This window comes from Photobacterium sp. WH24 (assembly GCF_019204055.1).
GTDB classification, from domain to species: domain Bacteria; phylum Pseudomonadota; class Gammaproteobacteria; order Enterobacterales; family Vibrionaceae; genus Photobacterium; species Photobacterium arenosum.
In genome coordinates this window covers 122,054-148,232 of record NZ_JAGSOZ010000013.1, presented here as the reverse complement: position 1 = coordinate 148,232, position 26,179 = coordinate 122,054, and the positions used below count along the sequence as shown (strand labels likewise).

Genomic DNA, 26,179 nt, shown 5'->3' with positions numbered 1-26,179 from the left:
TAATTTAATGATTGACGCCATAGTTGTTTATTCGAATTACGTGTCGATACAAGTCTATTTACTCCCGTAACCCATCACCAAACTCACTAAAATCGTTAATTTCACTTAGCTTAAATCGATTATCAAGCGTAAAGCTCGTCCAACGCTCTTTAAATATTGGATCTGCATGTTCTTCATGACGGTTAATATTTTCCTTCACCAGCATTTTCTTTGTCAGGTAGTTAATGCTAGTGACTACTTCTACTATTGGCCCTCTGTTAGCACTATTGTCATAACCGATCAGATCAAAATCTGCTCCTTGATAACGAAAATTGTAGCGCCAGTGTCCATAGCGACCATGAGCGAAAAGGACATATAGGTTTCCTTTTTCAATTTTGGTGTAAATATCTGGTACGATGTATACACCGCCATCTTCTTCTTCCGAATAAAAGCAGTTTAGATTTTCAATGACTAATTCGTATTTTTGTTGGCTTCTTAAAGCAACAATTATTCCTCTTCGGTTGAGGTCTACTTCACCACGAAATTCATCAACAACAACTTTATTTAGATCTGTCCCTTTTATGATTAAAACAACGTCTTCTTGACTATCTTTGTTTAAGTCGCCATAAATCGTTTCAGTCACGAAGTATCCATCAGGAACCAATTCCTGCAGGGAGTCCTCAAGCCCATGATTATTTTGAGCAAAAGCACTCGTTCCCCAAGTAAGAACAAATGCTAAAAATATACTTCTCATTTTCCATCCCGATATCATTTCAGTCGTCATTCTAACGAATGACATGGACTCCCCCTCATTAGGTTTGTCACAACTGGGTCAGTCTGATTACAAAATCGCCAGAGGCCACCAACATGTCACTATCTATCAATACATTGATTTAGCCAAACATAGCTTCAGTATTCACGGTGAAGATCACCAAGACAAGATATTGAACCACAAAAGAAGAGCATGCTTAAAAGTCCTTGAGGCGTTGGTTAGCTTCATTGTTACCTTTTCAGCTTTTCAATTACTCCAGGCTGCACGAACTTTGCTATAAAGTAATGGAGTGAAGGTGCAGACAAAAGAAATACGGTATTTCCTAACTTGAAATACAAATCTTCTGTCTCAATAAGTGATAATGCAAACGGTAAAGCTAGCCCAGCTACCACGCTTGTCATAGCTGCTGTAATAATGAAACTACAATGACATAGACTTGATATAATACCTGCTACAAATTCTTTCGCTGCCTTCCATTTATAGAAAACGAAAAAGAGAAACATTAACGGTAATAACGATAATAAAAACAAGTAAGCTGTATTTATTTGGATAAACTCTCTCGATATACTACCTACTAGAGGTAGATTTCCATTATGATATTTAGCAGAATAACAACTCAATATAGCTATTAATACGAATGGTAAGAATGATAATTTTATTTGTTCTGCAATCACTTCGTGATACTTCCACCCGCCAAAATTTCGAGAAGTTTGAAATAAACTAGTAATAACGTTCCGTACAAACTCTAACAATATTGAACTCCTAAAGCTAACGAATGACATAGATTCCCCCTAATCAGACTCTGTCACATGTGGTAAGTCTGACAACGAAATTACCGTAGGCCATCATGTTACAATCAGTCTATAGCGTGATTAATATGAATACTGTTTCAATATCCACGGTAAGTATCATCAAGACAAGATGTTGATCCACAAAACAGGAGTGTGATTAAAAGTCCTTGAGACGTTGTTATGCAGCTTTCTAATACGGTAACTCATCAGCTTCAATGCCAACATGATCAGGAGCTAGATATTGAGGAAACCTGACTGCTCGGATTGTATCGTGACCAAGTAACACTGCTTTACACACTCTGTGCATACCATCCATTAACCTACCTTTATGACACAGAATGATTGGGTATGATAAGTCAGCTTTTTGGATGAGTTTCGTGTGCTCTATAATATTTCTACAGGTTGGTTTTGCACCACCTAGCTCAAACCAAAATTCTTCGTCTAACTCACTGATGTCTGCTAGAGAGATTTCGATAACTGGCAAATCTTTAGCTAGTTCAATTAGCCGGAAAACATCCCACGATAACAGCCCTTCATCTGAGCTTCGAAAATGATACTGTTGTCTCATAATTCTCCTTGCTGCATAACGTCGCCAACAGCGGCCGAGCGTAGCGAGGTCCAGCCCCGAAAGGGCGATGCTGCTTGGCCTTGTTATAGCATTGATGTGACTAAAATTGTGACTCATATTTACTTTCCGAATTTGTGTCATACTCAAAGGCCCCCAGAAAAATCATGAACTGATCTTCGTCAATTCCTGTACTTTCTGGTGAATATGAAAAATCAAAGAAGTTTCTAATCCACGACGCTGATCCTAACCCTTTCTCCTTAGCTTTAGAAACGGCTTGCTCCACATATGATTTTGAGTAAGAACATTCGCCTAGGATCCTATCTAAAGTATCGGCGCCGATTTCTACACCATTATCTTCAATTTGATCATGGTCGTAATAACCAAAGCCAAAATTCTCACACCACTGACTAAGAGGAGTATCTTCATAGTCCTCTCCAAACCTTTCTTCAAAATAGTCGTCAGGAATTTCATCTAGCGTAACTTTACTTACCCAAATGGAGACAAATCCTTTTTTTTCGAAGTTTGGGCCACCGTATCTCATTCGATTCCTCGTTTGCTATAACGCCCGCATTTGCGGCTGATTTGGAGCGCAGCGGAAAAGCAGTCCGGCAACATGCGCTTGTTAAGTACTGGCTTCATCGTGCTCTAATTCTGATAAAATTCTTGCTTCATCCGCTTCCATCTCAGCAGTTACATTCGCATGAACTATTTTTAGGCCTTCAGAAAGCTTCGCTGTTAGTTTGATTTTTCTTTGCTGCGACACACGTTGCTTGAATTCTTGCTGTAGCCAGTCATTTAGATATGACTCATCTTTGTAAGTCACTCCATAGTCTGAATCTCTAGTAACGATCACGATATCCTTGCCGCTATCGATAGAGCACTGAACAATCCATTCCCAGTTAATGGCGTCACCATAGCTCGTGTCATTTTTCTTTCTAGGAGGATACCCCAAGAAAAATCGTTTTCTGGCTAGGCGGCGAATGGCAAAACGACGCTTAGAATCACGATTTAAATTGAAGTTTGATGAATGCTTGAATACTCGTTGCAGAACTCTATATACATCATCGTTGGCTCCTGGATTTTTCAGTATTTTCTGAATCTTCTCAGTAACCTTCTTTTGTTGAGTACCAATTTCCTTTTGGTGTTTTTTAATCATTTTCGAGGCTTGAAGCTCGGAAATAAGTGCTGGAGGAGACAGCTTATTCCAATCCGGAGATCCAAATTTTCCCAGAGTTTCAAGTATTACAACCTGACGATTTTTCTTGTACTCCATTTCTAATTGGGAGCCGAGTATCAATCGATCTTTGCAGTGCTCGATTTGCTCCAAGAATTTTGTACTCACATCTGACTTTCTATCTCTGTAAAAATCCAGAAATATATTCGTATCAATGAATAAGAGTGCGTCCATTTCTCTATTGGCCAACGGTGAATTCTCCTAAGTACTTAACATATTATTCAACGACACTATGTCGTGTAACTCTGTCATATAACTCTTTCAATCAAAAATCACTTAAACATCTGATTGTATTAAACTAATTGCGCTTAAATATATAAACATATCAGTAAGATACACGACATCATGTCGCATATCTTACTCAATTGCCTAATGCTACCCAATTGATATTATTGATTTTTTGTATTTCATGACTTACCCCCCAAAAAATCAGCGACACATACGCTTGTGAGAAAAGCGACATCAGTCACTTACCCAGCACATAAAAGCCACAAAATTGCACCCGCCACATGGATTCCCGCCTGAGCGGTAATGACGGGGTGAAAATGTACACTGATGGCACTCCCACAGGGAAAAATTCAGGACGAATTTTTAGGCTGTCGGCGCCGGGAGCGCCTACAACCGGCCCGGACAGCGCCAAAGAACAAAAAGGGCTTTCTGGGCACTCTTTATCCCTATAAAGAGTGTCTGGCGCGCATCGCACCATGCCAAAAGAGCCACCGGACTCAAGCGCGACATACCTCCGCTTCCCCAGAATCCTCAGCCATAAAAAACGAACTCGCTGTATGGATTCCCACTTGTCGCGGGAATGACGGGTTGAGAATGTACATTGATGGTACTCCCACAGGGAAAAACTCAGGACGAATTTTTAGGTTGTCGGCGCCGGGAGCGCCTACAACCGGCCCGGACCACGTCAAAGAACAAGAAGGGCTTTCTGGGCACTCTTTATCCCTATAAAGAGTGTCTGGCGCGCATCGCACAATGCCAAGAAAGACTCCGGACTCAAGCGCGACATACCTCTGCTTTACCAGAATCATCAGCCTTAAAAACTGCACTCGCTGTATGGATTCCCACTTGTCGCGGAAATGACGGGGTGAAAATGTACATTGAGGGCATTCCCACAGGGAAAAACTCAGGACGAATTTTTAGGTTGTCGGCGCCGGGAGCGCCTACAACCGGCCCGGACCACGCCAAAGAACAAAAAGGGCTTTCTGGGCACTCTTTATCCCTATAAAGAGTGTCTGGCGCGCTTCAAACAAGGCCAAGTGAACCACCGGACTCAAGCGCGGCATACCTCCGCTTAACCAGAATCCTCAGCCATACAAAACGAACTCGCTGCATGGATTCCCGCCTGTCGCGGGAATGACGGGTTGAAAATGTACATGATGCATTCCCACAGGGAAAAATTCAGGACGAATTTTTAGGTTGTCGGCGCCGGGAGCGCCTACAACCGGCCCGGACAGCGCCAAAGAACAAAAAGGGCTTTCTGGGCACTCTTTATCCCCATAAAGAGTGTCTGGCGCGCATCAAACAATGCCAAGTAAGCCACTGAACTCAAGCGCGACATACCTCAAACCCTGATACAACAACTCGTCGCCGTATCCGCTGCATGGATTCCCGCCTGTCGCGGGAATGACGGGGTGAAAAGTACATTGATGGCATTCCCACAGGGAAAAACTCAGGACGAATTTTTAGGTTGTCGGCGCCTGGAGCGCCTACAACCGGCCCGGACAACGGCAAAGAACAAAAAGGGTTTTCTGGGCACTCTTTATCCCTATAAAGAGTGTCTGGCGCGTATCGCACCATGCCAAAAGAGCCACCAGACTCAAGCGCGACATACCTCCGCTTAACCAGAATCCTCAGCCTTAAAAACCGAACTCGCCGCATGGATTCCCGCCTGTCGCGGGAATGACGGGGTGAAAAGTACATTGATGGCATTCCCACAGGGCAAAACTCAGGACGAATTTTTAGGTTGTCGGCGCCGGGAGCGCCTACAACCGGCCCGGACAGCGCCAAAGAACAAAAAGGGCTTTCTGGGCACTCTTTATCCCTATAAAGAGTGTCTGGCGCGCATCGCACCATGCCAAAAGAGCCACCGGACTCAAGCGCGACATACCTTCGCTTAACCAGAATCCTCAGCCTTAAAAACCGAACTCGCCGCATGGATTCCCGCCTTGTCGCGGGAATGACGGGGTGAAAATGCACATTGATGGCACTCCCCCAGGGAAAAATTCAGGACGAATTTTTAGGTTGTCGGCGCCGGGAGCGCCTACAACCGGCCCGGACAACGCCAAAGAACAAAAAGGGCTTTCTGGGCACTCTTTATCCCCATAAAGAGTGTCTGGCGCGCTTCAAACAAGGCCAAGTGAACCACCGAACTCAAGCGCGACATACTCACCAAACCACAAAAATGGCTTGCTACAAGGGGAAGCAAGAATGCGGCACAACACCAAAGAACAAAAAAGCATCCACCCACAGCCCCACTTTCTTTCCTTGGCTATTGTTGGCAAATCTATAAAATAGCCCCTTCGTTTGTTGGGCGGAATATCACGTTCTGCCCGGTGTCGCCAAATCCGGCTGACTGACGGCTTTGCCGGTCAGGCCGGGCTGATGAAGGAAGATTGCATGATCCAGAAGCTGACAGGCTGTCGTGACATATGTGGTGCCTGGATGCGCTGGTTCGGTGTCGGACTGTCTTTCTTCTGCACCTTCAGTGTGATGGCTGCACCAGACAGTCAGGTCATTATTATCGGCGCGGATCACAACTACCCGCCTTATGAGTTCATCAATGAAGACGGTGAGCCGGATGGCTACAACACCGAGCTGACTCTGGCAATTGCCGAACTGATGGGTATCCATATCGAGATCAAAATGGGGGCATGGAATGATATCCGCCGTCAGTTTGATCAGGGCGAGATTGATATCGTCCAGGGCATGATACAGTCCAGTGCCCGGCAGGCGAGATACAGTTTTTCGCCGCCCCATGCCATAGTGCATCAGTCGGTGTTTGCCCGAAAGGGCACCCCCTTTGTGGCCAGTCTTGATGACCTGGCGGGCAAATCCGTGATTGTTCAGCGCAGCGGGGCAATGCACGATTACCTGAGCAATCAGCAGCCGGGCGCAAACCTGGTGCTGGTGGACTCTCACGCCGACGGGCTGCGTTTGCTGGCCTCTGGTCAGCATGACTACGCGCTGGTGGCGAACCTGCCCGGTCTGTATACCGGCAAGGCGTTGGATCTGTCGAATATCATTCCGGTAGGAAAACCTTTTGGTGCCCAGCATTACGGCTATGCAGTGCAAAAAGGCCATGAAGATTTACTGGCCCAGTTCAGCGAAGGGCTGGCGATTTTGAAAAATACCGGCCGTCAGCAAGCTATTTACGACAAATGGCTGGGCCCGCTGGAAGCGCCGGGGATCAGCTGGAAGAAACTGGGCATGGCTGCCGCCACGATTTCAGCCCTTCTGTTGCTGGTGCTGGGGGGAATTATGATTTGGAACCGGGCGCTGAGCCGGGAAGTGGCCCGGCGGACTAAAGCGCAGCAACTCCAGCAGCAACAGCTGATTCAGGCGGATAAAATGACTTCGCTGGGCATTCTGGTGTCTGGCATGGCCCATGAGATCAACAACCCCAGCAGTTTGCTGCTGCTGAATTTACCCATTCTCAAAGACGCGTATCAGGATGCAGAAGACATCCTGGATGCCCATTATCAGCAGTATGGCGATTTCACCTTAGGCGGGCTGGCCTACAGCCGGATGCGGGAGGAAATTCCCTCCATGCTGGATGATATGCAGGCGGGGACCCAGCGGATCCGCCGGATTGTCGATGACCTGAGGGATTTTGCCCGCCAGGAACCCAGTGCGCTCAATGAAGTGGTGGATCTGAATCAGGTCACGGCGGCGGCGATTCGCTTGGTCGACAGCACCTTATCGACATCGACCCAACACTTTTCTGTCGAATACGGCGATCAGCTGCCGTGTTTTGAAGGTAACGGTCAGCGGATCGAACAAGTGATCATCAACCTGATCATCAATGCCTGTCAGGCGCTGACGTCACAGCAACAAAGCATCAGGGTGACGACAGGTTTCAATCCGGCAGACAATGTGCTGATCCTGGAAGTCTGCGATCAGGGGCAGGGCATCGACCCTGAGCATCTTCCTCATTTGAGTGATCCTTTCTTTACCACCAAGCGTGAGCAGGGCGGGACGGGCTTGGGGCTGTCTATCTCATTCAGCATAGTGAGTGAACATGGCGGCACGTTGAAATATGACTCTAGACTACAACAAGGCACCTGCGTGACGCTTGCGCTGCCAGCCTTGAAAGGGACAACTGTTTAATGAAGACAAATCGCTATCCTGCATTCGGTGTCTTGCTGGTGGATGATGAACCGGCCTTTCTTCGCAGCCTGAGTATCGTGCTGGAGCGGCGGGGCGGCATCAATCATATCGTCCAGTGTCAGGACAGCCGCGATGCCATGGCCATTATTGAACAGGAAAATATCGGCCTGGTGCTGCTGGATCTGACCATGCCGCACCTGTCCGGCGAAGTCTTGCTGCAGCAGATCAAGGCTGAATTTCCTGAAGTCGGCGTCATTATTATCAGCGGGCTGAATCAGGTCGAAACGGCGGTCAACTGTATCCGGCTCGGTGCTTATGATTATTTCGTGAAAACCACAGAGGAAAACCGGCTGATCGAAGGCGTGAAACGGGCCATTTTGCTGCAGGAAATGCGCGAAGAGCACAACGCGCTGCGGCGCCGTTTCCTGACTGACACCCTGGAGCGGCCGGAGGCTTTTGGCGACATTATTACCCGTGATAAAGGCATGCGCTCTGTGTTCCAGTATCTCGAATCGGTAGCGCCGAGCAGCCAGCCTGTGATGGTGTGCGGTGAGAGTGGTGTCGGTAAAGAGCTGATCGCCAGGGCGCTGCATACCCTGAGTGAGCGTGCCGGGCCGCTGATCAGCGTGAATGTCGCCGGACTGGACGACAATGTGTTTGCCGACACCTTGTTTGGTCACCACCGCGGCGCGTTTACCGGTGCCGATAAACCCCGCGCCGGTCTGATCGAACAAGCGGCAGGCGGCACCCTTTTTCTCGATGAAATCGGCGACTTGAGCCAGACATCACAGGTCAAGTTGCTGCGCCTGATTCAGGAAGGGGAATACTATCCCCTCGGCAGTGACAGGCCGAAACGTCTCAACGCACGGATTGTGGTGGCCACGCATCAGAATCTGGTGCAGAAGCAACAAAGCGGCGAGTTCCGCAAAGACCTCTATTACCGTTTGAAAACCCATCAGGTGGACATTCCGCCTCTGCGCCAGCGCCGTCAGGATATTCCTTTGCTGCTGGAACACTTCTTACAGGAAGCGGCCGATGAGCTGGGTAAAACCAAGCCGACCATCCCGAAAGAGCTGCCGGTGCTGCTGGCAAACTATGCCTTTCCCGGCAATATCCGTGAGCTGAGGGCGCTGGCGTATGATGCCATGAGTCAGCACCGCTCGCGCATGCTGTCCATGGAGGTGTTTCGCCGGGTGCTGGATCAGGACAATGACGTCAGTGAGATGGCTGCAGGAAACAGCCTGACTATGTTCGATCCGGAGCAGTCTTTGCCGACCCTGCAGGAAATGGGCGATTTACTGATTCAGGAAGCCATGCGCCGGGCGGAGGGCAATCAGTCTCTGGCGGCGAAGTTTCTGGGGATCTCGCAGCCCGCGCTCAGCAAGCGACTGAAAAAATCTCAGCCGGAATAATCACCGCGCATCAGGCTTCACAGGGTCGGGCTGGCTGAACCCCTATAACCAAAGTAAAGGTTATAACTTTGTAAATAGTCAATAAGGTTATGTTTTATAAAGAAAAGGTTCGGGTTTGCCACTCGTGCCTATTCCTTTGGTTATACCCCTTCTTAGGTTGGTCTATTTCTCTTCTGTTATCTTTTCTAAATAAAAACAATGACTTGTATTTTCTTTGGTGTTTGGCATCATGCTTGCATTAATCCTGTTCCTGTATGTATGGGCTCAGCCCATCCTGACGTGTAAACAATGACAGCTAAGCAGAAACGGGGACTCACCCGACTTCTGTCAATTGGATAAGGAAATAACATGGAACAAGCTCACGAGAAGCCAACCCCGAAAGGTATGTGGGGCGGACTCGCCTTATGGAAGAAAATTCTGGTCGGTATGATTCTTGGGGTCATCGCGGGCAGCCTGCTCGGCCCGGATGCAGAAATCCTCAAGCCTATCGGCACTCTGTTTATCAATGCCATTAAAATGCTCATCGTGCCTCTGGTGTTCTGCTCTTTGGTGGTCGGCGTGACCTCCATGCAAGATACCCGCAAGATGGGACGAATTGGCGCCAAAGCCATTGTGATTTACCTCTCGACCACAGCAGTGGCCATCAGTATCGGTCTTGGCCTGTCCAGTATCCTGGCACCGGGTGCCGGCTTGGAGATGACGGCAACAGCGGCGGCGGCAGAAGCGAAAGAAGCGCCGACTCTGGTTCAGACACTGCTCAGTTTAATCCCGAATAACCCTATCAGTGCACTGGCAACAGGGAACATTCTGCAAATCATCGTATTCGCTCTGGGTCTGGGTGTGGCGCTGAACCTGTGTGGTGAGAAAGGAAAACCTGCCGTTCAGGTGTTCGAAAGTCTGGCTGAGGCCATGTACAAGCTGACTGAACTGGTCATGAAGCTGGCACCTTACGGTATCTTCGGTCTGATGGCCTGGGTGGCCGGTAAATACGGTCTGGAAATCCTGCTGCCACTGTTTAAAGTGATTGCGGTGGCTTACATCGGTAGCCTGCTGCATGTACTGCTGTTCTACCCGGCGGTGATCAAAGTCTTCGGTCGTCTTAACCCTATGCCTTATATCAAAGGTATCGCGACCCCGGCTGCAGTGGCCTTTACCACCACCAGCAGTTCAGGCACCTTGCCTGCCAGCATTAAATGCGCCCGTGAAGAGCTGGGTGTGTCTAAAGGTGTGTCCAGTTTTGTTCTGCCGTTAGGCGCGACCATTAACATGGACGGCACGGCGTTGTATCAGGGTGTGGCGGCGCTGTTTGTCGCACAGGCATTTGGTATTAACCTGGAGTTTGCCGACTATGTTGCCATAGTGATGACAGCAACGCTGGCTTCCATTGGTACCGCCGGTGTACCGGGTGCCGGCCTGATCATGCTGTCGCTGGTACTGACCACAGTTGGCCTGCCAATGGAAGGTCTGGCGATTGTTGCAGGTATTGACCGTATTCTGGATATGGCTCGTACCACTGTGAATGTCTGTGGCGATCTGATGGTTGCTGTCCTGGTTGGTCGCAGCGAAGACGAGCTGGATACTGAAGTCTATAACCGCAGTACAGAGAAAACGACCCTGACGGCGAGCGAAGATATCGCTTAATCCTCGTTGAGCTCTATAGAGAGATAGGCCAGCCGCAAAGGCTGGCCTTTTTTATGCATGCGACTTTTTACACAGGCGGCTTTTTATACAGGTGACTTTTTATACAGGTAAATAGGTTTTGTGGACAGAAACTGAGGAAAATCGTGCAAGAGTTTGTGAATTACACCGGGTAGGCAATGCATTTTTAGTGTGATGGATAAAAGACAATATTCAGACCAGGATCATATTCCTGCCCATTGAGCGATCTCGCCAGAGTGCAGGCTAACAGGCTGCTTATAAAAGTGTTTAATGGTTTCATGCATAAGTGATGCATAAAGTGCCGGTTATTAAGCATTCCGGGCTGATAAGAATAAATAGCCTTTTTTTGCAATCTCTTCAGCTATGCATTAATTGCATTGTTGCTTACTTTTATGCATTTCCCTTTAAGGCTCAAAACGACGATTGTATGAAGCACTTAGCCGCCATAAGAAGCTGAAGATGGCTCGTATAAGCGGCGAAGTGGTATCTCTTTCCTACCCATGAGTTTAAGGTGACCGCTATGCTTGATACTGTCCAGCAAGTACGTATTGAAGAAGATCTGTTAGGCCAGCGTGAAATTCCCGCTTCTGCTTATTACGGCATTCATTCTCTTCGCGCTTACGAGAACTTCAATATTTCTTCAATGCGTATTTCCGACGTGCCAGAGTTTGTTCGCGGCATGGTCTTTACCAAGAAAGCGGCAGCACGTGCCAATATGGAGCTGGGCAGTATTCCGTCGGAAGTGGGCCAGTACATCATTCAAGCCTGCGATCTGATTCTGGAAACAGGTAAATGCATGGATCAGTTCATCTCTGACGTGTATCAGGGCGGCGCAGGTACTTCTGTGAACATGAACACCAATGAAGTGATCGCCAATATTGCGCTGGAGCTGAAAGGCCATGCCAAAGGCGAGTATCACATCATTAACCCGAATGATCATGTTAACAAGAGCCAGTCGACCAACTGTGCTTACCCGACAGGCTTCCGTGTGGCCGTGTACAACAGCATTATCAAGCTGGTGGGTTCTATTGAGCATCTGCAGGCGGCGTTTGATGCCAAAAGCGAAGAGTTCAGTGATGTGCTGAAGATGGGCCGTACTCAGTTGCAGGACGCCGTGCCTATGACGGTCGGACAAGAATTCCACGCTTTCAGTATTTTGCTGAAAGAAGAAATCAAAAACCTGAAATATTCCGCGGCTTTGCTGCTGGAAGTGAACCTGGGTGCCACAGCGATTGGTACCGGCCTTAACGCCCCGGCTGGCTATCAGGAACTGGCGGTGAAATATCTGGCAGAAGCGACCGGCCTGGACTGTGTACCAGCAGAAGATCTGATTGAAGCGACGTCTGACTGTGGCGCTTACGTGACAGTGCACGGCGCGCTGAAGCGACTGGCGGTTAAGATGTCGAAAGTCTGTAACGATTTGCGTCTGCTGTCATCGGGTCCGCGTGCCGGTCTGAATGAAATTAACCTGCCGGAAATGCAGGCGGGTTCATCCATCATGCCAGCTAAAGTAAACCCTGTGATTCCGGAAGTGGTGAATCAGGTGTGCTTTAAAGTGATCGGTAACGACACCACAGTGACCTTTGCGGCAGAAGCCGGACAGTTGCAGCTGAACGTGATGGAGCCGGTGATCGGCCAGGCGATTTTCGAATCGATTGAACTGCTGAGCAATGCCTGTATCAATCTGGCGGACAAATGTATCTCGGGTATCAAAGTGAACCGCCAGATCTGTGAAGATTATGTCTTCAACTCTATCGGTATCGTAACTTACCTGAACCCGTATATCGGCCACCACGAAGGCGATATCGTCGGTAAGATTTGTGCTGAAACCGGTCGTAGCGTGAAAGAAGTTGCGATGGAGCGTGGCCTGCTGAGTGAAGAGGAGCTGAACGATATTTTCTCTGCTCAGAACCTGATGCGCCCGAGCTACAAAGCCAAGCTGTACAGCTAAAAGAATGTAATAACTGAAAGAATATAAAGAACAATAAATAAAAGGTCTTGAAACCCTACATCCTTTACCTCCCTTGTTTTCAAGGGAGGTTTTTTTATTTCTGGGGGACAGTGATTGTCAGTCCCTGCTCATCAGGCCATCAATCGGGCTGATCTTACTCAGCGCACTCCAGATGGCTTCGCAGGTCGGGTGGAGCCGGGAGTGATAACGGTAAATGTACAAATCCAGCGGCACGGGCTCCCGTGCGGTCAGTATCTGTAGCCGTCCGGCGGCCAGCTCATCTTTGATGGCGTAATCCGGTAACCAGCTGATGCCTTTCCCTTGCATCACCAGGGCTTTGATGAAATCTGTCATCGATGAGGTACAGACAGTATTCGGCGTTAATGTCCGGTTGGCGCGTTGCAGCGCCCGGCCCATGTAACTTTCCGGGGTATAGTCCAGCGACGGCACGGCATCATTGTCTGCGGGATCAAAGAGTGGTTTACCATGTTCATCGACCGCCGACACGCAGTACAGATAAGAGCGCCCCAGATAAACAGAACGGTAAGGCGCCATTTGCAGGCTGTCCTCATAGAATGAAAACAGAAAATCGCATTTACCGTCGATCAGCTGTTTTACCGCGTCATCCACCTCATTGGCTACCACAGAAAGCTGAGTGTTTAAGGTCGGGTTAAACAAACAGGCATGCAGCTTAGGCAGCACACTGATCGCCATGGAATGCGAAGAGCTGATCCGCACGGTATGACGACCCAGAAATGAGCTGCCAGCCAGACGGCTCACTTCGTCATCCAGTTGCTGAAGAATCGACAGCGCAGTCGTTTTAAACTGCTTGCCTTTCAGTGTCAGCTCGATGGGGGTTTTGCTGCGATCGATTAAATTCAGCCCTAGTTCGGCTTCAAGGGATTTTATCCGGCGACTGAAAGCCGGCTGCGTCACATTACGTACAGCGGCTGCATGGGAAAAGTTACGCAGTTCGGCCAGTGTCAGAAAATCCTGTAACCATTTCGTTTCGATATTTTTCATTATATAAGTGGCTGTTTTATCGAATAATCATTTGTATTTACGGCTCAAAATGAACCGTTGCCGGATAAGATTACCAAAACCATGATAATGCCTGCCATCTTTATCTGAAATCATTTGTGTTGCGGCATGGGTTCAGAGGTCGCCATGATTTAAACGGCAGTCATGTTTCGCAATCGTCCTTCACGGGTCACAGCACGAGCTGACCTGATAGAAAAATGCAGACTATGTGTGATGTTGCATTTTATTGGGAACAATATGTCAAAAGCGTTATCCAAGAAGATGATTGGATCACAGGAGATAAATGGATGTTAAAGCGCTTATTGTTAACGGTGGCTACTGTCTTTTCAGTGGCGTCCTTGCCGGCTTTGTCAATGGTGACGGAAGCGGTTAAACGGAGTGATGGTTCGGAGATTACCTATTATCTGACCGGGCGTGGCAGCGACAGTTTGCTGGTGCTGGTTCAGGGTTCAGACTGCAACAGTGTTTTTCATAATAAAAATATCAATGAAAATTTTAGCCAGGTGATGGCAGGTGCCGACATTCTGACGGTAGAAAAATACGGGATTGATAACGGGTTGAGCTGGAATACCGATCCGCAGCGGACGGACTGTCCTGACGCCTATCTGAAACAGGATTCTCCGTTACAACGGGTGGATGATTACCTGGCGGTGCTGGATAAACTGGATCAGGACAATCGTTATGCCCAGATTATCTTGCTGGGGGGCAGTGAAGGGGCGTTGGTGGCGAATCTGCTGGCCGCGAAGAGTGACAAAGTGACCGCTGTGGTAGCGCTGAATGGCGGTGGGCGCTTTTTCATTGATGACGTGCTCTATAATATGCAGTCCCAGATGCCAGCGCAGGCTTTCAGCGAAGCGGAAAAAGGGTTCAGACAGTTTTCTGAAGCCGTGATACAGAGTAACGAGATGGACATTGCTGTCAGTGGGCACGGTTTTCCATGGTGGAAAGCCATGCTGACTGCCGACCAGCAGCAGATACTGCAAGCGATTGATGTGCCTGTGCTTTTGATTCAGTCGGAAGAGGATACCAACGTGAGCCCGTATGCGTTTGACACCATGGTCAGGGCATTAAAGAAAACCGCCCCCCATATCCAACCTCATACCTATGCTGGCCTTGATCATGCTTTCAATGATGCACAGGGCCAGAGCCAGGTTGAACGTGTGCTGGCCGATATCAAAGTCTGGATTGATGGCAGGGTGCAATCAGTGAACTAAAGCGCACAGCCTTATGGTTAGCGCGATTAACTGGCTATGGATAAAATCATTGTGCAGGTGCGATTGAAAACGCTATAAACAGACAACGACATCAAGATCTGAACAGGAAGTCACAGGAACCCGATGAAAGTACATTTTTTTGAAGATAATCAGGATCAACCCTCAGTGCTGGATGTTTTGCGCCAGTTGCGGCCGCAGTACGACAGAGCCGCTTTGCTGGCGCAGATCACCCGGCAGATGGCGCAGGGCTATCAGGTGGTTTACGTCAAATCGGGCGATCAGGTGATGGGTGTGGCAGGGTTTGTAGTGTCAGATAAGCTGGCCTGGGGCAAAGCCATTTATATTGATGACCTGGTGACGGCTGAGCAACACCGCAGCAAGGGGGTCGGAGAATGTTTGATTGACTGGTTTAAAGTGTACGCAAAAGAGCAGGGGTGCCAGCAACTGCATCTGGACTCGGGCGTGCAGCGTTTTGCGGCGCATAAGTTCTATTTACGGGAAGGGTTTCACATTGCCAGCCATCATTTTTCGATGACAGAGATAAAGTAAAGCCGAGAACAACGGAAGCTTTCGCTTCCGTTGTGTTTTTCTGAAATTACAGGCTTGCCAGAATGGTTTCTGCCTTGCTGACTTCAAATTCTTTTGGTGCTTCTACGTTCAGCTGTGTGACAACACCGTTGTCGATGATCATCGCATAGCGTTGCGAGCGCAGGCCGCCGAACTTCGCGGTGTCCATCTCCAGGCCCAGCGCTTTGGTGAAACTGCCGTCACCGTCTGCCAGCATCATAATTTCTGAAGCATTTTGTGCTTCGCCCCAGGCTTGCATCACAAAGGCATCGTTGACTGACACGCAGGCAATGATATCCACGCCTTTGGCTTTCAGCTGATCAGCCAGCACAACATAACCTGGCAGGTGAGATTCCGAGCAAGTCGGCGTGAAGGCGCCGGGAACCGCAAACAACACCACTTTCTTGCCTGCAAACAGTTCTGCAACGTCATGGTTGACCATGCCGTCTTTGGTCAGTTCACCCAGGGTAGCGGCTGGCAGAGTCTGGCCTTGTTGAATCATGGTATTTTCCTTTAGTTTTTGGAGTTCAACTCAGTCTAGTCTGATTTGATATGAATAAACACAGATAAATCCTACGGGATTCAGGCTACTATTTTCAGCCTGATCAAAAATATAGGCAAAGATAACAGACCAAAGATGACAGACAGAGAAGGCTTATCGACAGAGCAGTTAAATGGCATTGCTTTGAAGGTTCAAAAAATATTTTCTTCAAGGGTGCATGAGGAGGTGAATATCGGTATGTGTTGCTTATCTGTGCGTTGATTGACTGGAAGCAGAAATGAAACAGCCAGAAAAGGGGCTTCTTTTCTGGCTATCGGATGACTGATTTAGTGAGCTTTTTTCACCCGAATTTTGCTTTTGGCAAGCGATGTCATGTTCAGGCTGGTTATCGCTGCTTTGGCTTGATCCTGATCCGGCATTTCGACGAAAGCGAAGCCTTTGGAATGGCCGGTTTCCTGATCTAACACCAAAGTGCACTCTGTGACTTTGCCGTGTTCAGAAAACAATTTACGGATGTCTTGTTCAGTGGTTGAACGAGAAAGGTTACGAACTAAAAGTTTCATGATGGGTCGTTTTATTTGAAATGACCGCGGCATTCTCTCAGCTTACCGACCAGAGTGAAAGTAATACTTTGGGGCGGATGCATTGTCTCCATGCCGGATGGCGAAATATTCTGTATACTCTTCCCCGTTACCAACACTGCCACCGAAGAAAAGCTTATGACCCGCGAACAACCGAATAACCCCCTGCACGGCCTTACTCTGGAAAAAATCTTAACCCAATTGGTTGATCATTATGGGTGGATGATTCTGGCGTGCGAAATCGATATTAACTGTTTTAAAAATGACCCTTCCATTAAATCGTCACTGAAGTTTTTACGCAAAACGGACTGGGCGAGAGCAAAAGTGGAAAAGTTATATATTTCAACGTTCAGCTGATTGCAACATCAGGGAGGCATTATGCCTCCCTGATGGTTTCTGTTACCTGCTCGTCACTGCTGCCAGGATTTCAGCAGTTCAGCGTATTTAATGGTCACGCCTTTGGGCTTCTCGTTAGCCAGCTTGGCTTTCGGTGCGCCGGGTTGGGCCAGCCAGTAGGCGGCATCTCTTGGCTTATTGAGTTTAGGGCCACATTCCCCCTGCACATTGGCACGTTCCAGACGCTCCAGCACGCGATCCTGTGCGGTTGCCAGCCCGTCCAGTGCCTGCTGCGGGGTTTTCTCGCCGTTCGCGGCTTCGGCTATGTACTGCCACCAGAGCTGAGCCAGCTTCGGATAGTCAGGCACATTGGTGCCGGTTGGCGTCCACTGAACCCGTGCCGGGCTGCGGTAGAATTCAACCAGGCCACCCAGCTTAGGCGCCGCTTCTGTCATGATGTCAGAATTGATGTCTGACTCACGAATCGGGGTCAGGCCGACCAGGGTTTTCTTCAGCGAGACGGTTTTCGCTACGGTGAACTGCGCATATAACCAGGCGGCTTTGCGGCGCTCGGGATCGGTGGCTTTCATCAGCGTCCATGAGCCGGCATCCTGATAGCCCAGTTTCATCCCTTCTTCCCAGTAGGGGCCTTTTGGCGATGGGGCCATACGCCATTTAGGCGTGCCGTCCGGATTCACCACTTCCAGCCCGGGTTTGGTCATATCGGCCGTGAAAGCGGTGTACCAGAAAATTTGCTGAGCGATATTGCCTTGTGCGGGAACGGGACCGGCTTCAGAGAAGGTCATGCCCTGGGCTTCTGCGGGCGCGTACTTGTTCAGCCATTCGACGTACTTGGTGGTGGCATAGACAGCTGCCGGGCCATTGGTAGCACCGCCCCGCTCGACGCCGGAGCCAACCGGACGACAGCCTTCCACCCGAATGCCCCATTCGTCCACGGGTTTACCGTTCGGCAACCCTTTATCCCCTGCACCCGCCATGGAGAACCAGGCATCGGTGAAGCGCCAGCCAAGCGACGGATCTTTTTTACCGTAATCCATGTGGCCGTAAACGCGTTTGCCGTCGATTTCTTTCACATGCTCGGTAAAGAATTCAGCAATGTCTTCATAGGCAGACCAGTTAACCGGCACACCTAAGTCGTAATCGTAGATCTCTTTAAACTGTTTTTGCAGGTCTTCGCGTTCAAACCAGTCGGCCCGGAACCAGTACAGGTTGGCAAATTGCTGATCGGGAAGCTGATAAACCTTGCCGTCCGGCCCTGTGGTAAAGCTCAGGCCGATAAAATCGTCCAGATCCAGCGTGGGCAGGGTAACGTCTTTCCCTTCCCCTGTGATGTAATCGCTGATCGGAATGACCTTGCCGTAGCGAAAGTGGGTACCAATCAGATCGGAATCATTGATATAGGCGTCGTAGATACTGCGGTTAGATTGCATTTCGGTCTGCAGTTTTTCCACCACATCCCCTTCCTGAATCAAATCATGGGTCACCTTGATGCCGGTGATTTCCTCAAAGGCTTTTGCCAGCACTTTTGATTCATACTCGTGGGTGGTGATGGTTTCAGAAACCACTTTGATTTCCATGCCACGGAAGGGTTTGGCGGCTTCAGTAAACCAGGCCAGCTCTTTCATCTGGTCGTCTTTGCTGAGCGACGACTGCGCAAACTCATCGTCAATCCATTTCTTCGCCGCATCGCTGTATTGATCAGCCAGTGCTGCCGGCGAAAGCAACAAGCTGATGATCAGCCCTAATGTAGTCGGTTTAGGTACAAAGCGTGTCCGGTTCATGTGCGAACTCCTTAGTCTTGTATTATCCCCAACGCAGCAAAATGGCCAGCCATAACACAGATAACGTAAAAGGTATCCATATCGACAGGTCAGTGATGCCAAGGAAGAGCAGGTGTATATAGGCACTGCTGAGCAGGCCGATAAACAGTCGATCTCCCCGGGTTGTGCTGATGGGCAAAAAGCCTTTGCGTTCAACACAAGGTTTGAGGATCTCGAAGACGGTCATCGTCAGCAAAATGCCGGCGATAGAAATAAAGAACAGTGCGCTGGGCAGGGTCCAGGCCATCCAATTCATTATGATCTCCTTTCCGGTATCATGCTAAACACGGCCAAGGGCAAAGCCTTTGGCAACATGGTTGCGAACAAACCAAATCACCAGCAATCCGGGAATGATCGTGAGTACACCAGCTGCGGCAAGCACGCCCCAGTCAATGCCAGAGGCACTGACAGTACGGGTCATGGTGGCGACAATCGGCTTGGCATTAACGGATGTCAGGGTGCGGGCCAGCAGCAGTTCGACCCAACTGAACATGAAACAGAAGAAAGCGGTGACCCCTATGCCTGAGCGGATCATGGGCAGAAAAATACGGATGAAAAAGCGCGGAAAGCTGTAGCCGTCAATGTAAGCCGTTTCGTCAATCTCTTTCGGTACGCCCGACATAAAGCCTTCCAGAATCCACACCGCCAGCGGCACGTTGAACAGGCAGTGCGCCAGTGCAACGGCAATGTGGGTGTCGAACAGTCCGACAGAGGAATAAAGCTGAAAGAAAGGCAACAGGAACACCGCCGGCGGCGACATACGGTTGGTGAGCAGCCAGAAGAACATGTGCTTGTCGCCAATGAACCGGTAGCGCGAAAAGGCATAGGCAGCAGGCAGGGCGACCAGCAAAGAAATCACGGTATTCATCGAGACATAAGTCAGCGAATTGATATAGCCGCTGTACCAGGAGGGATCGGTAAAGATCACTTTATAATTGGCCAGTGTAAATTCAGTCGGCCAGAAGGTCAGTCCGCCGAGAATTTCCTCATTGGTTTTGAATGACATCATCAGCAGCCAGTAAATCGGCAGCAGTAAGAAGAGTATGTACAGCAGCAAAATGAGCGTTTTACGCTTGTGCATGATTATTTCTCCTTATCCATGGCTGTCATTGAGGTGTAGAACAGCCAGCACACCAGCAGGATGATCAGGAAATAGATGATGGAGAACGCCGCGGCAGGGCCAATATCAAACTGACCTACCGCCATTTTGGTCAGGGTTTGCGACAGGAAAGTGGTGGCGTTGCCGGGGCCGCCGCCGGTCAGTACAAAAGGCTCGGTGTAAATCATGAAGCTGTCCATAAAGCGCAGCAGTACACCTATCAGCAGCACATTTTTCAGCTTGGGCAATTGTATATAGCGGAAAACCGCCCAGTTGGAGGCCCGGTCTATTTTGGCGGCCTGATAATAGACATCGGGAATGGCGCGTAAACCGGAATAGCACAGCAGCGCGACCAGTGAGGTCCAGTGCCAGACGTCCATCACCAGCACTGTGACCCAGGCATCGACAGGGTTGGATGCATAGTTGTAGTCAACTCCGATATTGCTCAGAAACCAGCCGAGCAGACCGATGTCAGCCCGGCCAAATATTTGCCAGATGGTGCCGACCACGTTCCAGGGGATCAGCAGCGGAATCGCGAGCACTATCAGTACCAGTGACGCTTTGACCCCTTTGCTCGGCATAGTGAGCGCGACGAGAATACCGAGCGGAATTTCGATCAGCAGCACGCAGGCTGAATAGATAAACTGACGCAGCAGCGAATCATGCAGGCGCGAGTCATTGAGAATTTCTTTGTACCATTCGCTGCCAACGAAATAGGCGGTGTTCTGATCGAAAATATCCTGTATCGAGTAATTCACTACTGTCATTAAGGGAATGATGGCGGAAAAGGCCACCAGCAGAAAAACGGGTAATACCAGCCACCATGCTTTGTTATTGTCGGTTTTATGCTGCATTGTCGCCACCTCCCAGGTCGTCTTTACCACCGTTTTCACTGTCTTCGCCGACCAGATACTCATCGATATACAGCTTCAGCCATCGGCTGGGAAAATTGATCCAGCCTTGGTGCGCTGGTACTGGCGAGCCTTCGGCAAGCCGGATTTTGACCGGGGTATCTGCCAGCATGACGGTGACGATTTTGTAGGTGCCAAGATCTTCGGTATGAGTGACAGTGGCGGTGAAACCGGCCTCTTTTTGTGTGTCCCGCAATTGAACAAATTCAGGGCGTATCCCGACTTTGATGTTCTCTGACTGGGTCTGAGCCAGGGCGAGTTGCTGGCTGGCGCTCAGGGCAATCGGTAACCCATTGAAAGCCACTTCTGTGGACTCTTTGCTTCTTGTTACCGGCAGTAAATTCATGCCAGGACTGCCGATAAAGTAGCCGACAAAGGTATGGTTAGGCTGCTCAAACAGTTCGCGTGGCGTACCAAACTGGACAATGGCGCCGTCGTACATCACGGCAATTTTGTCGGCAAAAGTGGCTGCTTCCAGCTGATCATGGGTGACATAGACCATAGTGATATTGAACTGTTCATGGATTTGCTTGAGCTTTCGTCTCAGCTTCCATTTCAGGTGTGGGTCTATCACGGTCAGCGGCTCGTCAAACAAAATGGCCGAGACATCATCACGGACCAGGCCTCGTCCCATTGACACTTTCTGCTTTTCATCGGCATTGAGGTTACGGGCTTTTTTGTCGAGTACTGGTGTCAGTTCCAGAATCTCGGCAATTTCCTGCACTTTACTGCGGATTTTTGCTGCCGGTGTTTTCATGTTGCGCAGCGGGAAGGCTAGGTTGTCAAACACTGTCATGGTGTCGTATATGACAGGGAACTGGAAAACCTGGGCGATATTGCGTTCCTGCGGCTCCAGGCCGTTCACCGTCTGACCGTTAAACTTTACCGCCCCTTCCGAGGGCGTCAGCAGGCCGGAAATAATGTTCAGCATGGTGCTTTTTCCGCAGCCGGACGGGCCAAGCAATGCAAAGGCACCGCCGTCTTCCCAGACATGATTCATACGGCGAATGGCGTAATCCGCATCGCTGGCAGGGTGCGCTGAGTAACTGTGCGCCAATGATTCCAGACGAATTTCTGCCATTACTGTTTCTCCCAGCCTGAACGGGCAGCCTGTATCAGTTGCCGTTCTTTTGAAAACACATAAAGTTTATGGGTGGGTACATAAATATTGATACGGCTGTCGACTGCGTACTCATGCACGCCGGGGAGATGCAGCACCATAGCCAGTTCCCGGTTGGACACATGAAGAAAGGTTTCACTGCCGCTGATTTCGGCCAGTTCGACATCCACCGCCAGCTCAAGATCGTCATCGTTGTTCGGCACTAAGGTCAGGTGATTCGGCCGGATGCCGAAGACATAGTGATCGGGCGGCAGATCGCTTAAATCATCGTTCAGGGCAAAGTGGACGTGTTCGGAAAATGACACATTATCCGCGCTGATTTGCCCTTTGATCAGGTTGATCGGTGGTTCGCCAAACAGCTCGGCGCAGGTCACACTGGCCGGGTTGTGGTAGACCTCAGAGGTCTGCCCCGACTGAATGATCTCTCCCTCATGCATGAGCACCACATTGCCGCCCAGAGCGAGGGCTTCGTTAGGTTCGGTGGTGGCATAAACAGCAATAGTATTTCGGGAGGCAAACAGCTCTCTCATTTCCTGTCTTAACTCTTCGCGCAATTTGTAATCGAGATTGACCAGAGGTTCGTCGAACAAAATGATATCGGCATCTTTCACCAGCGCACGGGCCATGGCGGTACGCTGTTGCTGACCGCCTGATAATTCAAGCGGGTAGCGTTTGAGGAAATCTTCAATGTGCAGCATCTTTGCGGTCTGCATAACACGTTCATCAATCTGTGCTTTTGGCAGTTTTTCCAGTTGCAGCGGAGAGGCGATATTTTCGTAAACCGTGAGATTGGGATAGTTAATGAACTGCTGGTACACCATGGAGATATTGCGTTCACGGACCGGAAGTCCCGTCACATCGCGGCCATTGAAAGAAATGCTCCCCGTCGTGGGTTTATCTAAACCTGCAATTAAGCGCATCAGAGAGGTTTTTCCAGCCAGCGTGCGGCCCAGTAATACATTAAAGGAGCCGGGCTCAAGCATCAGGCTGGCAGTTTTTATCCAATCTAGCCCGTCTACCGTGCGGGTGATTTTGTCCAATATGAGCGACATGTCCGTTCTGGCTCCCTGTGCGTGACTCATCAGCACTACGCTAAAAACATGCCACCTTTATTTAACATCCTTGAGCATTGACTATCTTTATGATTCACAGGGTATTTTGTCTTTACTGCCTTGTTTGTTATTCGTTAACAACATGTTGGATATGTTGATTGTTAACATTGTGTGAACAATAGTTAACGTTCAGGAATGTGTGTTTGGACTGGCTGCGGCCAAATAGCAATGAGAGCGGAAGCAAAGGTCGACATGGATAACAGATTGCAAAGCGATGATCGCCTTGTCTGCGAATCCTGGCAGCGTTGCCGGGATTACGGATTGGACAGTCAACAGACTCCTGAATTAACCCTTGCCAGCCCCTTGCACTGGCAGCAGAAACGACAGCTGGCAGAGGTAATGGTATCTGTCACCCGCGAGAAAGTGTTACCCGGTTTTCAGAGCATGCTCGCCAACAGCAGCAGTTTAGTCATCCTCACTGATCATGAGGGGTATTTGCTGGAGCGTTGGGGGAATCCGCCTTTCATGCAGCAAATGGCACCGGCATTATTTGAACCCGGAGCCTGCTGGCAGGAGAAAGTGATAGGCACTAATGCGATTGGCACAGCCTTGCACACGCAGCAGATTACCGACATCCGCCGTGATGAGCATTTCCTGCTGCAAAACCGTTTTATGAACGCTTCGGCATCGCCCATTGTTGATCCGCATCGTCAGATTGTGGGAGTACTTAACGTCTCCAGCGATGCTTACCTGCCAACGACCCAGGTACATGGCATGGTGAAAGTCATGTCCCAGGCGATTGAAAATCAGCTGATTCTTGCCGCTTATGGCCAGCACTTCTGGCAATTTGTCTTCAATACCAGTCCTGATAATCTGGGCAGTCAGTGGGCCGGACTGCTGGTGTTTGATTTTCAGGGGCAAATTGTCTCGGCCAACCGCCGGGCTGATTTGTTGTTAGGTAAGCCATTGGCTGGCATCACCATAGACATGGTGGCCGGTATGTCCCTGCAGGCGCTGATGGCAACACAGCAGGACGCCACACTGACATTCAGCGGGCTGACGTCTTTTCCGCTGTTTGCCCGGATAAACGCCCCGGCTGAACCGTCTGTTACTGCGCCCTCTGGCATTGTCTTTCCCCGCCATGCAGCCCTGGAAACACCACAGTGTGAGCCCTCACTGACGGATCTGGATACGGGCGATAAGCAAATGGCAAAAGCCGTTCATCAGGCGATGAGCGTGCTCAACAGTGATATTCCCTTATTGATACACGGCGAAACCGGCGTGGGAAAAGAGCGTTTTGTGCGCGCTTTTCATGCCTCTTCGCATCGGGCAGCGTTTGATATGGTGGCCGTCAACTGTGCCGCCATTCCTTCTGAGCTGGTGGAATCCGAGTTGTTTGGCTATGTCAAAGGGGCTTTTACCGGAGCCAACCCCAAAGGCAGCATGGGCCTGATCCGTGGTGCCGATAAAGGCACGCTGTTTCTGGATGAAATTGGTGATATGCCGCTGCCGACTCAGGCCAGGCTGCTGCGTGTGCTGCAAGAAAAACGGGTAACGCCTTTAGGCAGCAGTGAAAGCTATCCGGTGGATTTTCAGCTGGTCTGTGCCACGCATCAGTCACTGCGTGATGAGATAAAAGCCAGACAGTTCCGGGAAGATTTATATTACCGGATCAACGGCTTGACTGTGGCTCTGCCTGCTCTTCGTGACAGACAGGATATGGCGCAGGTTGTACTGTCTGTACTTGATGAAGTCTGTGACGGTGATCGCCATGTCACTGTCAGTGACGAGGTCATGCAGCTGTTCGACTCGCACAACTGGCCAGGCAATATCCGCCAGTTACACAATGTGCTGCGGGTCGCTACTGTGCTGGCGGCAGGTAAGGTGATTGAGCCCCAGCATTTGCCGGATGATTTCTTCTGGGATCTCAAAGGGATCGCCCGCATCGCCGACGACATTGATGACGAACTGCTGGAAGAAGACTGGCAGACCGCGTTGCCGAAAGTGTACATGGCGCTGGGCCGCAATGTGAGTAAAACCGCGGAAGCAATGAGTGTGAGCCGAAATACTGTCTATAAACGCTTGAAGCAACTGGGCTTGTGGCATGATGGCTGATCAGCATCAGTCCTGTAATTACAGTATGATTGTGGCTGTCAGTTTTTAAGCAGGGTAAATAACATGTACATCGGCGCGGTATCCAAGCGGGCAGGATTGTCAGTCAAGGCCATCAGGTTGTATGAAGACATGGGCCTGATTCGCGTTCCGCTTCGTCAGGGTAATTACAGGGTATATACCGAGACGGACGTCGAGGTGCTCCAGCTTATCAAAGAGGCCAAGCAACTTGGCGTGACCCTGAACCGGCTGAAAGGCGTGATACGCTACCGGGATGGTGACGTGGACTGGGATCGTATTCATTGTTTCTTGCTTGATGTCAGGCAGCAACTGATGGCAGAGCATGCATTGCTTGAACAGAAAATAAAACGCGTGGAGCTATGTCTCCGATCTATGGATAGCTGCCCGCAGACAGCTTGACTCTGCCCTATAGGGGAGGCTTTACACTCATGATTGATTCTGGACAACAAGGAAACATCATGAGCAAAAACATTCTGTTACTGAATGCCAACCCCAAAGCGGAAAGCTTTGCCAAGTGCCTCGCGGATGCGTATGACATTGAAGCGCGGGAGCACAGTAGCGTGCGTCGTCTGAACCTGTCGGAGATGCACTTCAACCCCAGTCTTGACTCGGGTTACGATGCGGTTCAGCCGCTAGAACCCTGCCTTCAGCATTTCCAGGAATCCCTGCGGTGGGCCGAACATATCGTGATTGTGTCACCTGTGTGGTGGGGAGGGCTACCCGCTAAATTTAAAGGCTTAATTGACCGAACCTTCTTGCCGGGATTTGCTTTTCAATTTGAAGGTGATAACCCGGAGCCGGTGCAGTTGCTGACAGGAAAAACAGCCAGGATCATCCTGACCATGGATGCTCCGCAGGACTTTCTGACGGTACAGGCCGCCCCGGTTCTGGCACAGCTGGATCAGTTTACGCTGCAGTTCAGTGGCGTCAGCGCAGCTGACACCAGCTTGTTCGGCTCGGTGATACTGTCATCAGAATCAGAGCGTGCCGAGTGGATTGCGACAGCGAAACGGTTGGGTTCGCAAGGCGTGTAACAGCGATGTTGAGGTAAAGTGGGCGGGCATTTTCTGCCCGCTATGTT

The 26,179-nt window shown here is 49.8% G+C and carries 24 protein-coding genes; 10 read left to right on the top strand and 14 right to left on the bottom strand.

The annotated features are described in order from the left end of the window. Nucleotides 1-58: 58 nt before the first annotated feature. From KCG43_RS16090 to KCG43_RS16070, 5 genes are all read right to left on the bottom strand, one after another. On the bottom strand, nucleotides 59-733 hold the full coding sequence (locus KCG43_RS16090) for a hypothetical protein (RefSeq protein ID WP_218386215.1): 675 nt from the start codon (nucleotides 731-733) through the stop codon (nucleotides 59-61). Between the two features lie 248 nt (nucleotides 734-981). Beyond that, on the bottom strand, nucleotides 982-1,503 hold the full coding sequence (locus KCG43_RS16085) for a hypothetical protein (RefSeq protein WP_218386214.1): 522 nt from the start codon (nucleotides 1,501-1,503) through the stop codon (nucleotides 982-984). A 229-nt stretch (nucleotides 1,504-1,732) separates the two neighbouring features. After that, complete coding sequence (locus KCG43_RS16080; RefSeq protein WP_218386213.1) at nucleotides 1,733-2,110, bottom strand: hypothetical protein; 378 nt, start codon at nucleotides 2,108-2,110, stop codon at nucleotides 1,733-1,735. A gap of 100 nt (nucleotides 2,111-2,210) precedes the next feature. Continuing rightward, complete coding sequence (locus tag KCG43_RS16075; RefSeq protein ID WP_192016872.1) at nucleotides 2,211-2,651, bottom strand: immunity 22 family protein; 441 nt, start codon at nucleotides 2,649-2,651, stop codon at nucleotides 2,211-2,213. 81 nt (nucleotides 2,652-2,732) lie between these two features. Beyond that, on the bottom strand, nucleotides 2,733-3,518 hold the full coding sequence (locus KCG43_RS16070) for a PIN domain-containing protein (RefSeq protein WP_218386212.1): 786 nt from the start codon (nucleotides 3,516-3,518) through the stop codon (nucleotides 2,733-2,735). A gap of 2,451 nt (nucleotides 3,519-5,969) precedes the next feature. Between KCG43_RS16070 and KCG43_RS16065 the strand changes: the two genes are divergently transcribed. From KCG43_RS16065 to aspA, 4 genes are all read left to right on the top strand, one after another. Then, on the top strand, nucleotides 5,970-7,679 hold the full coding sequence (locus KCG43_RS16065) for a transporter substrate-binding domain-containing protein (RefSeq protein WP_218386211.1): 1,710 nt from the start codon (nucleotides 5,970-5,972) through the stop codon (nucleotides 7,677-7,679). Continuing rightward, nucleotides 7,679-9,091 (top strand): sigma-54 dependent transcriptional regulator, encoded by a 1,413-nt coding sequence (locus KCG43_RS16060; RefSeq protein WP_218386208.1) that lies wholly within the window; start codon nucleotides 7,679-7,681, stop codon nucleotides 9,089-9,091. The genes KCG43_RS16065 and KCG43_RS16060 overlap by 1 nt, the downstream gene beginning before the upstream one ends. A gap of 348 nt (nucleotides 9,092-9,439) precedes the next feature. Continuing rightward, nucleotides 9,440-10,732 (top strand): dicarboxylate/amino acid:cation symporter, encoded by a 1,293-nt coding sequence (locus KCG43_RS16055; protein ID WP_192016203.1) that lies wholly within the window; start codon nucleotides 9,440-9,442, stop codon nucleotides 10,730-10,732. Between the two features lie 538 nt (nucleotides 10,733-11,270). After that, entirely contained in the window at nucleotides 11,271-12,701 is a 1,431-nt protein-coding gene (aspA, locus tag KCG43_RS16050; protein WP_192016204.1) for an aspartate ammonia-lyase, read from the top strand. 117 nt (nucleotides 12,702-12,818) lie between these two features. Here aspA and KCG43_RS16045 read toward each other — a convergent pair whose 3' ends face one another. Next, entirely contained in the window at nucleotides 12,819-13,724 is a 906-nt protein-coding gene (locus KCG43_RS16045; protein WP_192016205.1) for a LysR substrate-binding domain-containing protein, read from the bottom strand. A gap of 305 nt (nucleotides 13,725-14,029) precedes the next feature. Between KCG43_RS16045 and KCG43_RS16040 the strand changes: the two genes are divergently transcribed. Together KCG43_RS16040 and KCG43_RS16035 are read left to right on the top strand one after the other, a co-directional pair. Beyond that, the gene (locus KCG43_RS16040) at nucleotides 14,030-14,956 is read left to right on the top strand and encodes a S9 family peptidase (protein ID WP_192016206.1); all 927 of its coding nucleotides are present in this window, start codon (nucleotides 14,030-14,032) and stop codon (nucleotides 14,954-14,956) included. 123 nt (nucleotides 14,957-15,079) lie between these two features. Then, on the top strand, nucleotides 15,080-15,505 hold the full coding sequence (locus KCG43_RS16035; protein ID WP_192016207.1) for a GNAT family N-acetyltransferase: 426 nt from the start codon (nucleotides 15,080-15,082) through the stop codon (nucleotides 15,503-15,505). 46 nt (nucleotides 15,506-15,551) lie between these two features. Here KCG43_RS16035 and KCG43_RS16030 read toward each other — a convergent pair whose 3' ends face one another. Further along, nucleotides 15,552-16,025: a peroxiredoxin gene (locus KCG43_RS16030; RefSeq protein ID WP_161456136.1), complete on the bottom strand. Its 474-nt coding sequence runs from the start codon at nucleotides 16,023-16,025 to the stop codon at nucleotides 15,552-15,554. Nucleotides 16,026-16,351: 326 nt separating this feature from the next. Further along, nucleotides 16,352-16,588 carry an RNA-binding protein gene (locus KCG43_RS16025; RefSeq protein WP_192016208.1) on the bottom strand — a complete coding sequence of 79 codons (237 nt, stop codon included), beginning with the start codon at nucleotides 16,586-16,588 and terminating at the stop codon, nucleotides 16,352-16,354. 156 nt (nucleotides 16,589-16,744) lie between these two features. Between KCG43_RS16025 and KCG43_RS16020 the strand changes: the two genes are divergently transcribed. After that, nucleotides 16,745-16,963: a VF530 family DNA-binding protein gene (locus KCG43_RS16020; RefSeq protein WP_192016301.1), complete on the top strand. Its 219-nt coding sequence runs from the start codon at nucleotides 16,745-16,747 to the stop codon at nucleotides 16,961-16,963. A gap of 53 nt (nucleotides 16,964-17,016) precedes the next feature. Here the strand turns inward: KCG43_RS16020 and KCG43_RS16015 are convergent, their stop codons facing one another. From KCG43_RS16015 to KCG43_RS15990, 6 genes are read right to left on the bottom strand one after another with little or no spacing between them, the layout of a single operon-like run. Next, complete coding sequence (locus KCG43_RS16015; RefSeq protein ID WP_192016209.1) at nucleotides 17,017-18,744, bottom strand: ABC transporter substrate-binding protein; 1,728 nt, start codon at nucleotides 18,742-18,744, stop codon at nucleotides 17,017-17,019. 22 nt (nucleotides 18,745-18,766) lie between these two features. Further along, nucleotides 18,767-19,039 (bottom strand): DUF2160 domain-containing protein, encoded by a 273-nt coding sequence (locus KCG43_RS16010; RefSeq protein ID WP_192016210.1) that lies wholly within the window; start codon nucleotides 19,037-19,039, stop codon nucleotides 18,767-18,769. A 24-nt stretch (nucleotides 19,040-19,063) separates the two neighbouring features. Beyond that, nucleotides 19,064-19,864: a carbohydrate ABC transporter permease gene (locus tag KCG43_RS16005; RefSeq protein ID WP_192016211.1), complete on the bottom strand. Its 801-nt coding sequence runs from the start codon at nucleotides 19,862-19,864 to the stop codon at nucleotides 19,064-19,066. 2 nt (nucleotides 19,865-19,866) lie between these two features. Further along, nucleotides 19,867-20,736: a carbohydrate ABC transporter permease gene (locus KCG43_RS16000; protein WP_192016212.1), complete on the bottom strand. Its 870-nt coding sequence runs from the start codon at nucleotides 20,734-20,736 to the stop codon at nucleotides 19,867-19,869. Then, complete coding sequence (locus KCG43_RS15995; protein ID WP_218386206.1) at nucleotides 20,726-21,874, bottom strand: ABC transporter ATP-binding protein; 1,149 nt, start codon at nucleotides 21,872-21,874, stop codon at nucleotides 20,726-20,728. The genes KCG43_RS16000 and KCG43_RS15995 overlap by 11 nt, the downstream gene beginning before the upstream one ends. Beyond that, a complete protein-coding gene (locus tag KCG43_RS15990) occupies nucleotides 21,874-22,965 on the bottom strand; it encodes an ABC transporter ATP-binding protein (RefSeq protein WP_192016214.1) in 1,092 nt (363 codons plus the stop codon). The genes KCG43_RS15995 and KCG43_RS15990 overlap by 1 nt, the downstream gene beginning before the upstream one ends. 252 nt (nucleotides 22,966-23,217) lie before the next feature. On the opposite strand from KCG43_RS15990, the gene KCG43_RS15985 reads away from it, so the two are divergent. The 3 genes from KCG43_RS15985 to KCG43_RS15975 all read left to right on the top strand — a co-directional run bounded on the left by KCG43_RS15985 (nucleotide 23,218) and on the right by KCG43_RS15975 (nucleotide 26,132). After that, nucleotides 23,218-25,080, top strand: coding sequence for a sigma-54-dependent Fis family transcriptional regulator (locus KCG43_RS15985; protein WP_218386204.1), 1,863 nt, complete (start codon nucleotides 23,218-23,220; stop codon nucleotides 25,078-25,080). 63 nt (nucleotides 25,081-25,143) lie between these two features. Beyond that, nucleotides 25,144-25,497, top strand: coding sequence for a MerR family transcriptional regulator (locus tag KCG43_RS15980; RefSeq protein ID WP_218386202.1), 354 nt, complete (start codon nucleotides 25,144-25,146; stop codon nucleotides 25,495-25,497). A 59-nt stretch (nucleotides 25,498-25,556) separates the two neighbouring features. Continuing rightward, on the top strand, nucleotides 25,557-26,132 hold the full coding sequence (locus KCG43_RS15975) for an NAD(P)H-dependent oxidoreductase (RefSeq protein WP_218386200.1): 576 nt from the start codon (nucleotides 25,557-25,559) through the stop codon (nucleotides 26,130-26,132). Nucleotides 26,133-26,179 lie beyond the last annotated feature (47 nt).

What these genes read in the sequence shown, in the direction of transcription:
- KCG43_RS16090 (WP_218386215.1), bottom strand. Translation starts at nt 733, where the DNA reads ATGAGAAGTATATTTTTAGCATTTGTTCTTACTTGGGGAACGAGTGCT.
- KCG43_RS16080 (WP_218386213.1), bottom strand. Translation starts at nt 2,110, where the DNA reads ATGAGACAACAGTATCATTTTCGAAGCTCAGATGAAGGGCTGTTATCG.
- KCG43_RS16075 (WP_192016872.1), bottom strand. Translation starts at nt 2,651, where the DNA reads ATGAGATACGGTGGCCCAAACTTCGAAAAAAAAGGATTTGTCTCCATT.
- KCG43_RS16070 (WP_218386212.1), bottom strand. Translation starts at nt 3,518, where the DNA reads ATGGACGCACTCTTATTCATTGATACGAATATATTTCTGGATTTTTAC.
- KCG43_RS16065 (WP_218386211.1), top strand. Translation starts at nt 5,970, where the DNA reads ATGATCCAGAAGCTGACAGGCTGTCGTGACATATGTGGTGCCTGGATG.
- KCG43_RS16060 (WP_218386208.1), top strand. Translation starts at nt 7,679, where the DNA reads ATGAAGACAAATCGCTATCCTGCATTCGGTGTCTTGCTGGTGGATGAT.
- KCG43_RS16055 (WP_192016203.1), top strand. Translation starts at nt 9,440, where the DNA reads ATGGAACAAGCTCACGAGAAGCCAACCCCGAAAGGTATGTGGGGCGGA.
- aspA (WP_192016204.1), top strand. Translation starts at nt 11,271, where the DNA reads ATGCTTGATACTGTCCAGCAAGTACGTATTGAAGAAGATCTGTTAGGC.
- KCG43_RS16045 (WP_192016205.1), bottom strand. Translation starts at nt 13,724, where the DNA reads ATGAAAAATATCGAAACGAAATGGTTACAGGATTTTCTGACACTGGCC.
- KCG43_RS16040 (WP_192016206.1), top strand. Translation starts at nt 14,030, where the DNA reads ATGTTAAAGCGCTTATTGTTAACGGTGGCTACTGTCTTTTCAGTGGCG.
- KCG43_RS16035 (WP_192016207.1), top strand. Translation starts at nt 15,080, where the DNA reads ATGAAAGTACATTTTTTTGAAGATAATCAGGATCAACCCTCAGTGCTG.
- KCG43_RS16030 (WP_161456136.1), bottom strand. Translation starts at nt 16,025, where the DNA reads ATGATTCAACAAGGCCAGACTCTGCCAGCCGCTACCCTGGGTGAACTG.
- KCG43_RS16025 (WP_192016208.1), bottom strand. Translation starts at nt 16,588, where the DNA reads ATGAAACTTTTAGTTCGTAACCTTTCTCGTTCAACCACTGAACAAGAC.
- KCG43_RS16020 (WP_192016301.1), top strand. Translation starts at nt 16,745, where the DNA reads ATGACCCGCGAACAACCGAATAACCCCCTGCACGGCCTTACTCTGGAA.
- KCG43_RS16015 (WP_192016209.1), bottom strand. Translation starts at nt 18,744, where the DNA reads ATGAACCGGACACGCTTTGTACCTAAACCGACTACATTAGGGCTGATC.
- KCG43_RS16010 (WP_192016210.1), bottom strand. Translation starts at nt 19,039, where the DNA reads ATGAATTGGATGGCCTGGACCCTGCCCAGCGCACTGTTCTTTATTTCT.
- KCG43_RS16005 (WP_192016211.1), bottom strand. Translation starts at nt 19,864, where the DNA reads ATGCACAAGCGTAAAACGCTCATTTTGCTGCTGTACATACTCTTCTTA.
- KCG43_RS16000 (WP_192016212.1), bottom strand. Translation starts at nt 20,736, where the DNA reads ATGCAGCATAAAACCGACAATAACAAAGCATGGTGGCTGGTATTACCC.
- KCG43_RS15995 (WP_218386206.1), bottom strand. Translation starts at nt 21,874, where the DNA reads ATGGCAGAAATTCGTCTGGAATCATTGGCGCACAGTTACTCAGCGCAC.
- KCG43_RS15990 (WP_192016214.1), bottom strand. Translation starts at nt 22,965, where the DNA reads ATGTCGCTCATATTGGACAAAATCACCCGCACGGTAGACGGGCTAGAT.
- KCG43_RS15985 (WP_218386204.1), top strand. Translation starts at nt 23,218, where the DNA reads ATGGATAACAGATTGCAAAGCGATGATCGCCTTGTCTGCGAATCCTGG.
- KCG43_RS15980 (WP_218386202.1), top strand. Translation starts at nt 25,144, where the DNA reads ATGTACATCGGCGCGGTATCCAAGCGGGCAGGATTGTCAGTCAAGGCC.
- KCG43_RS15975 (WP_218386200.1), top strand. Translation starts at nt 25,557, where the DNA reads ATGAGCAAAAACATTCTGTTACTGAATGCCAACCCCAAAGCGGAAAGC.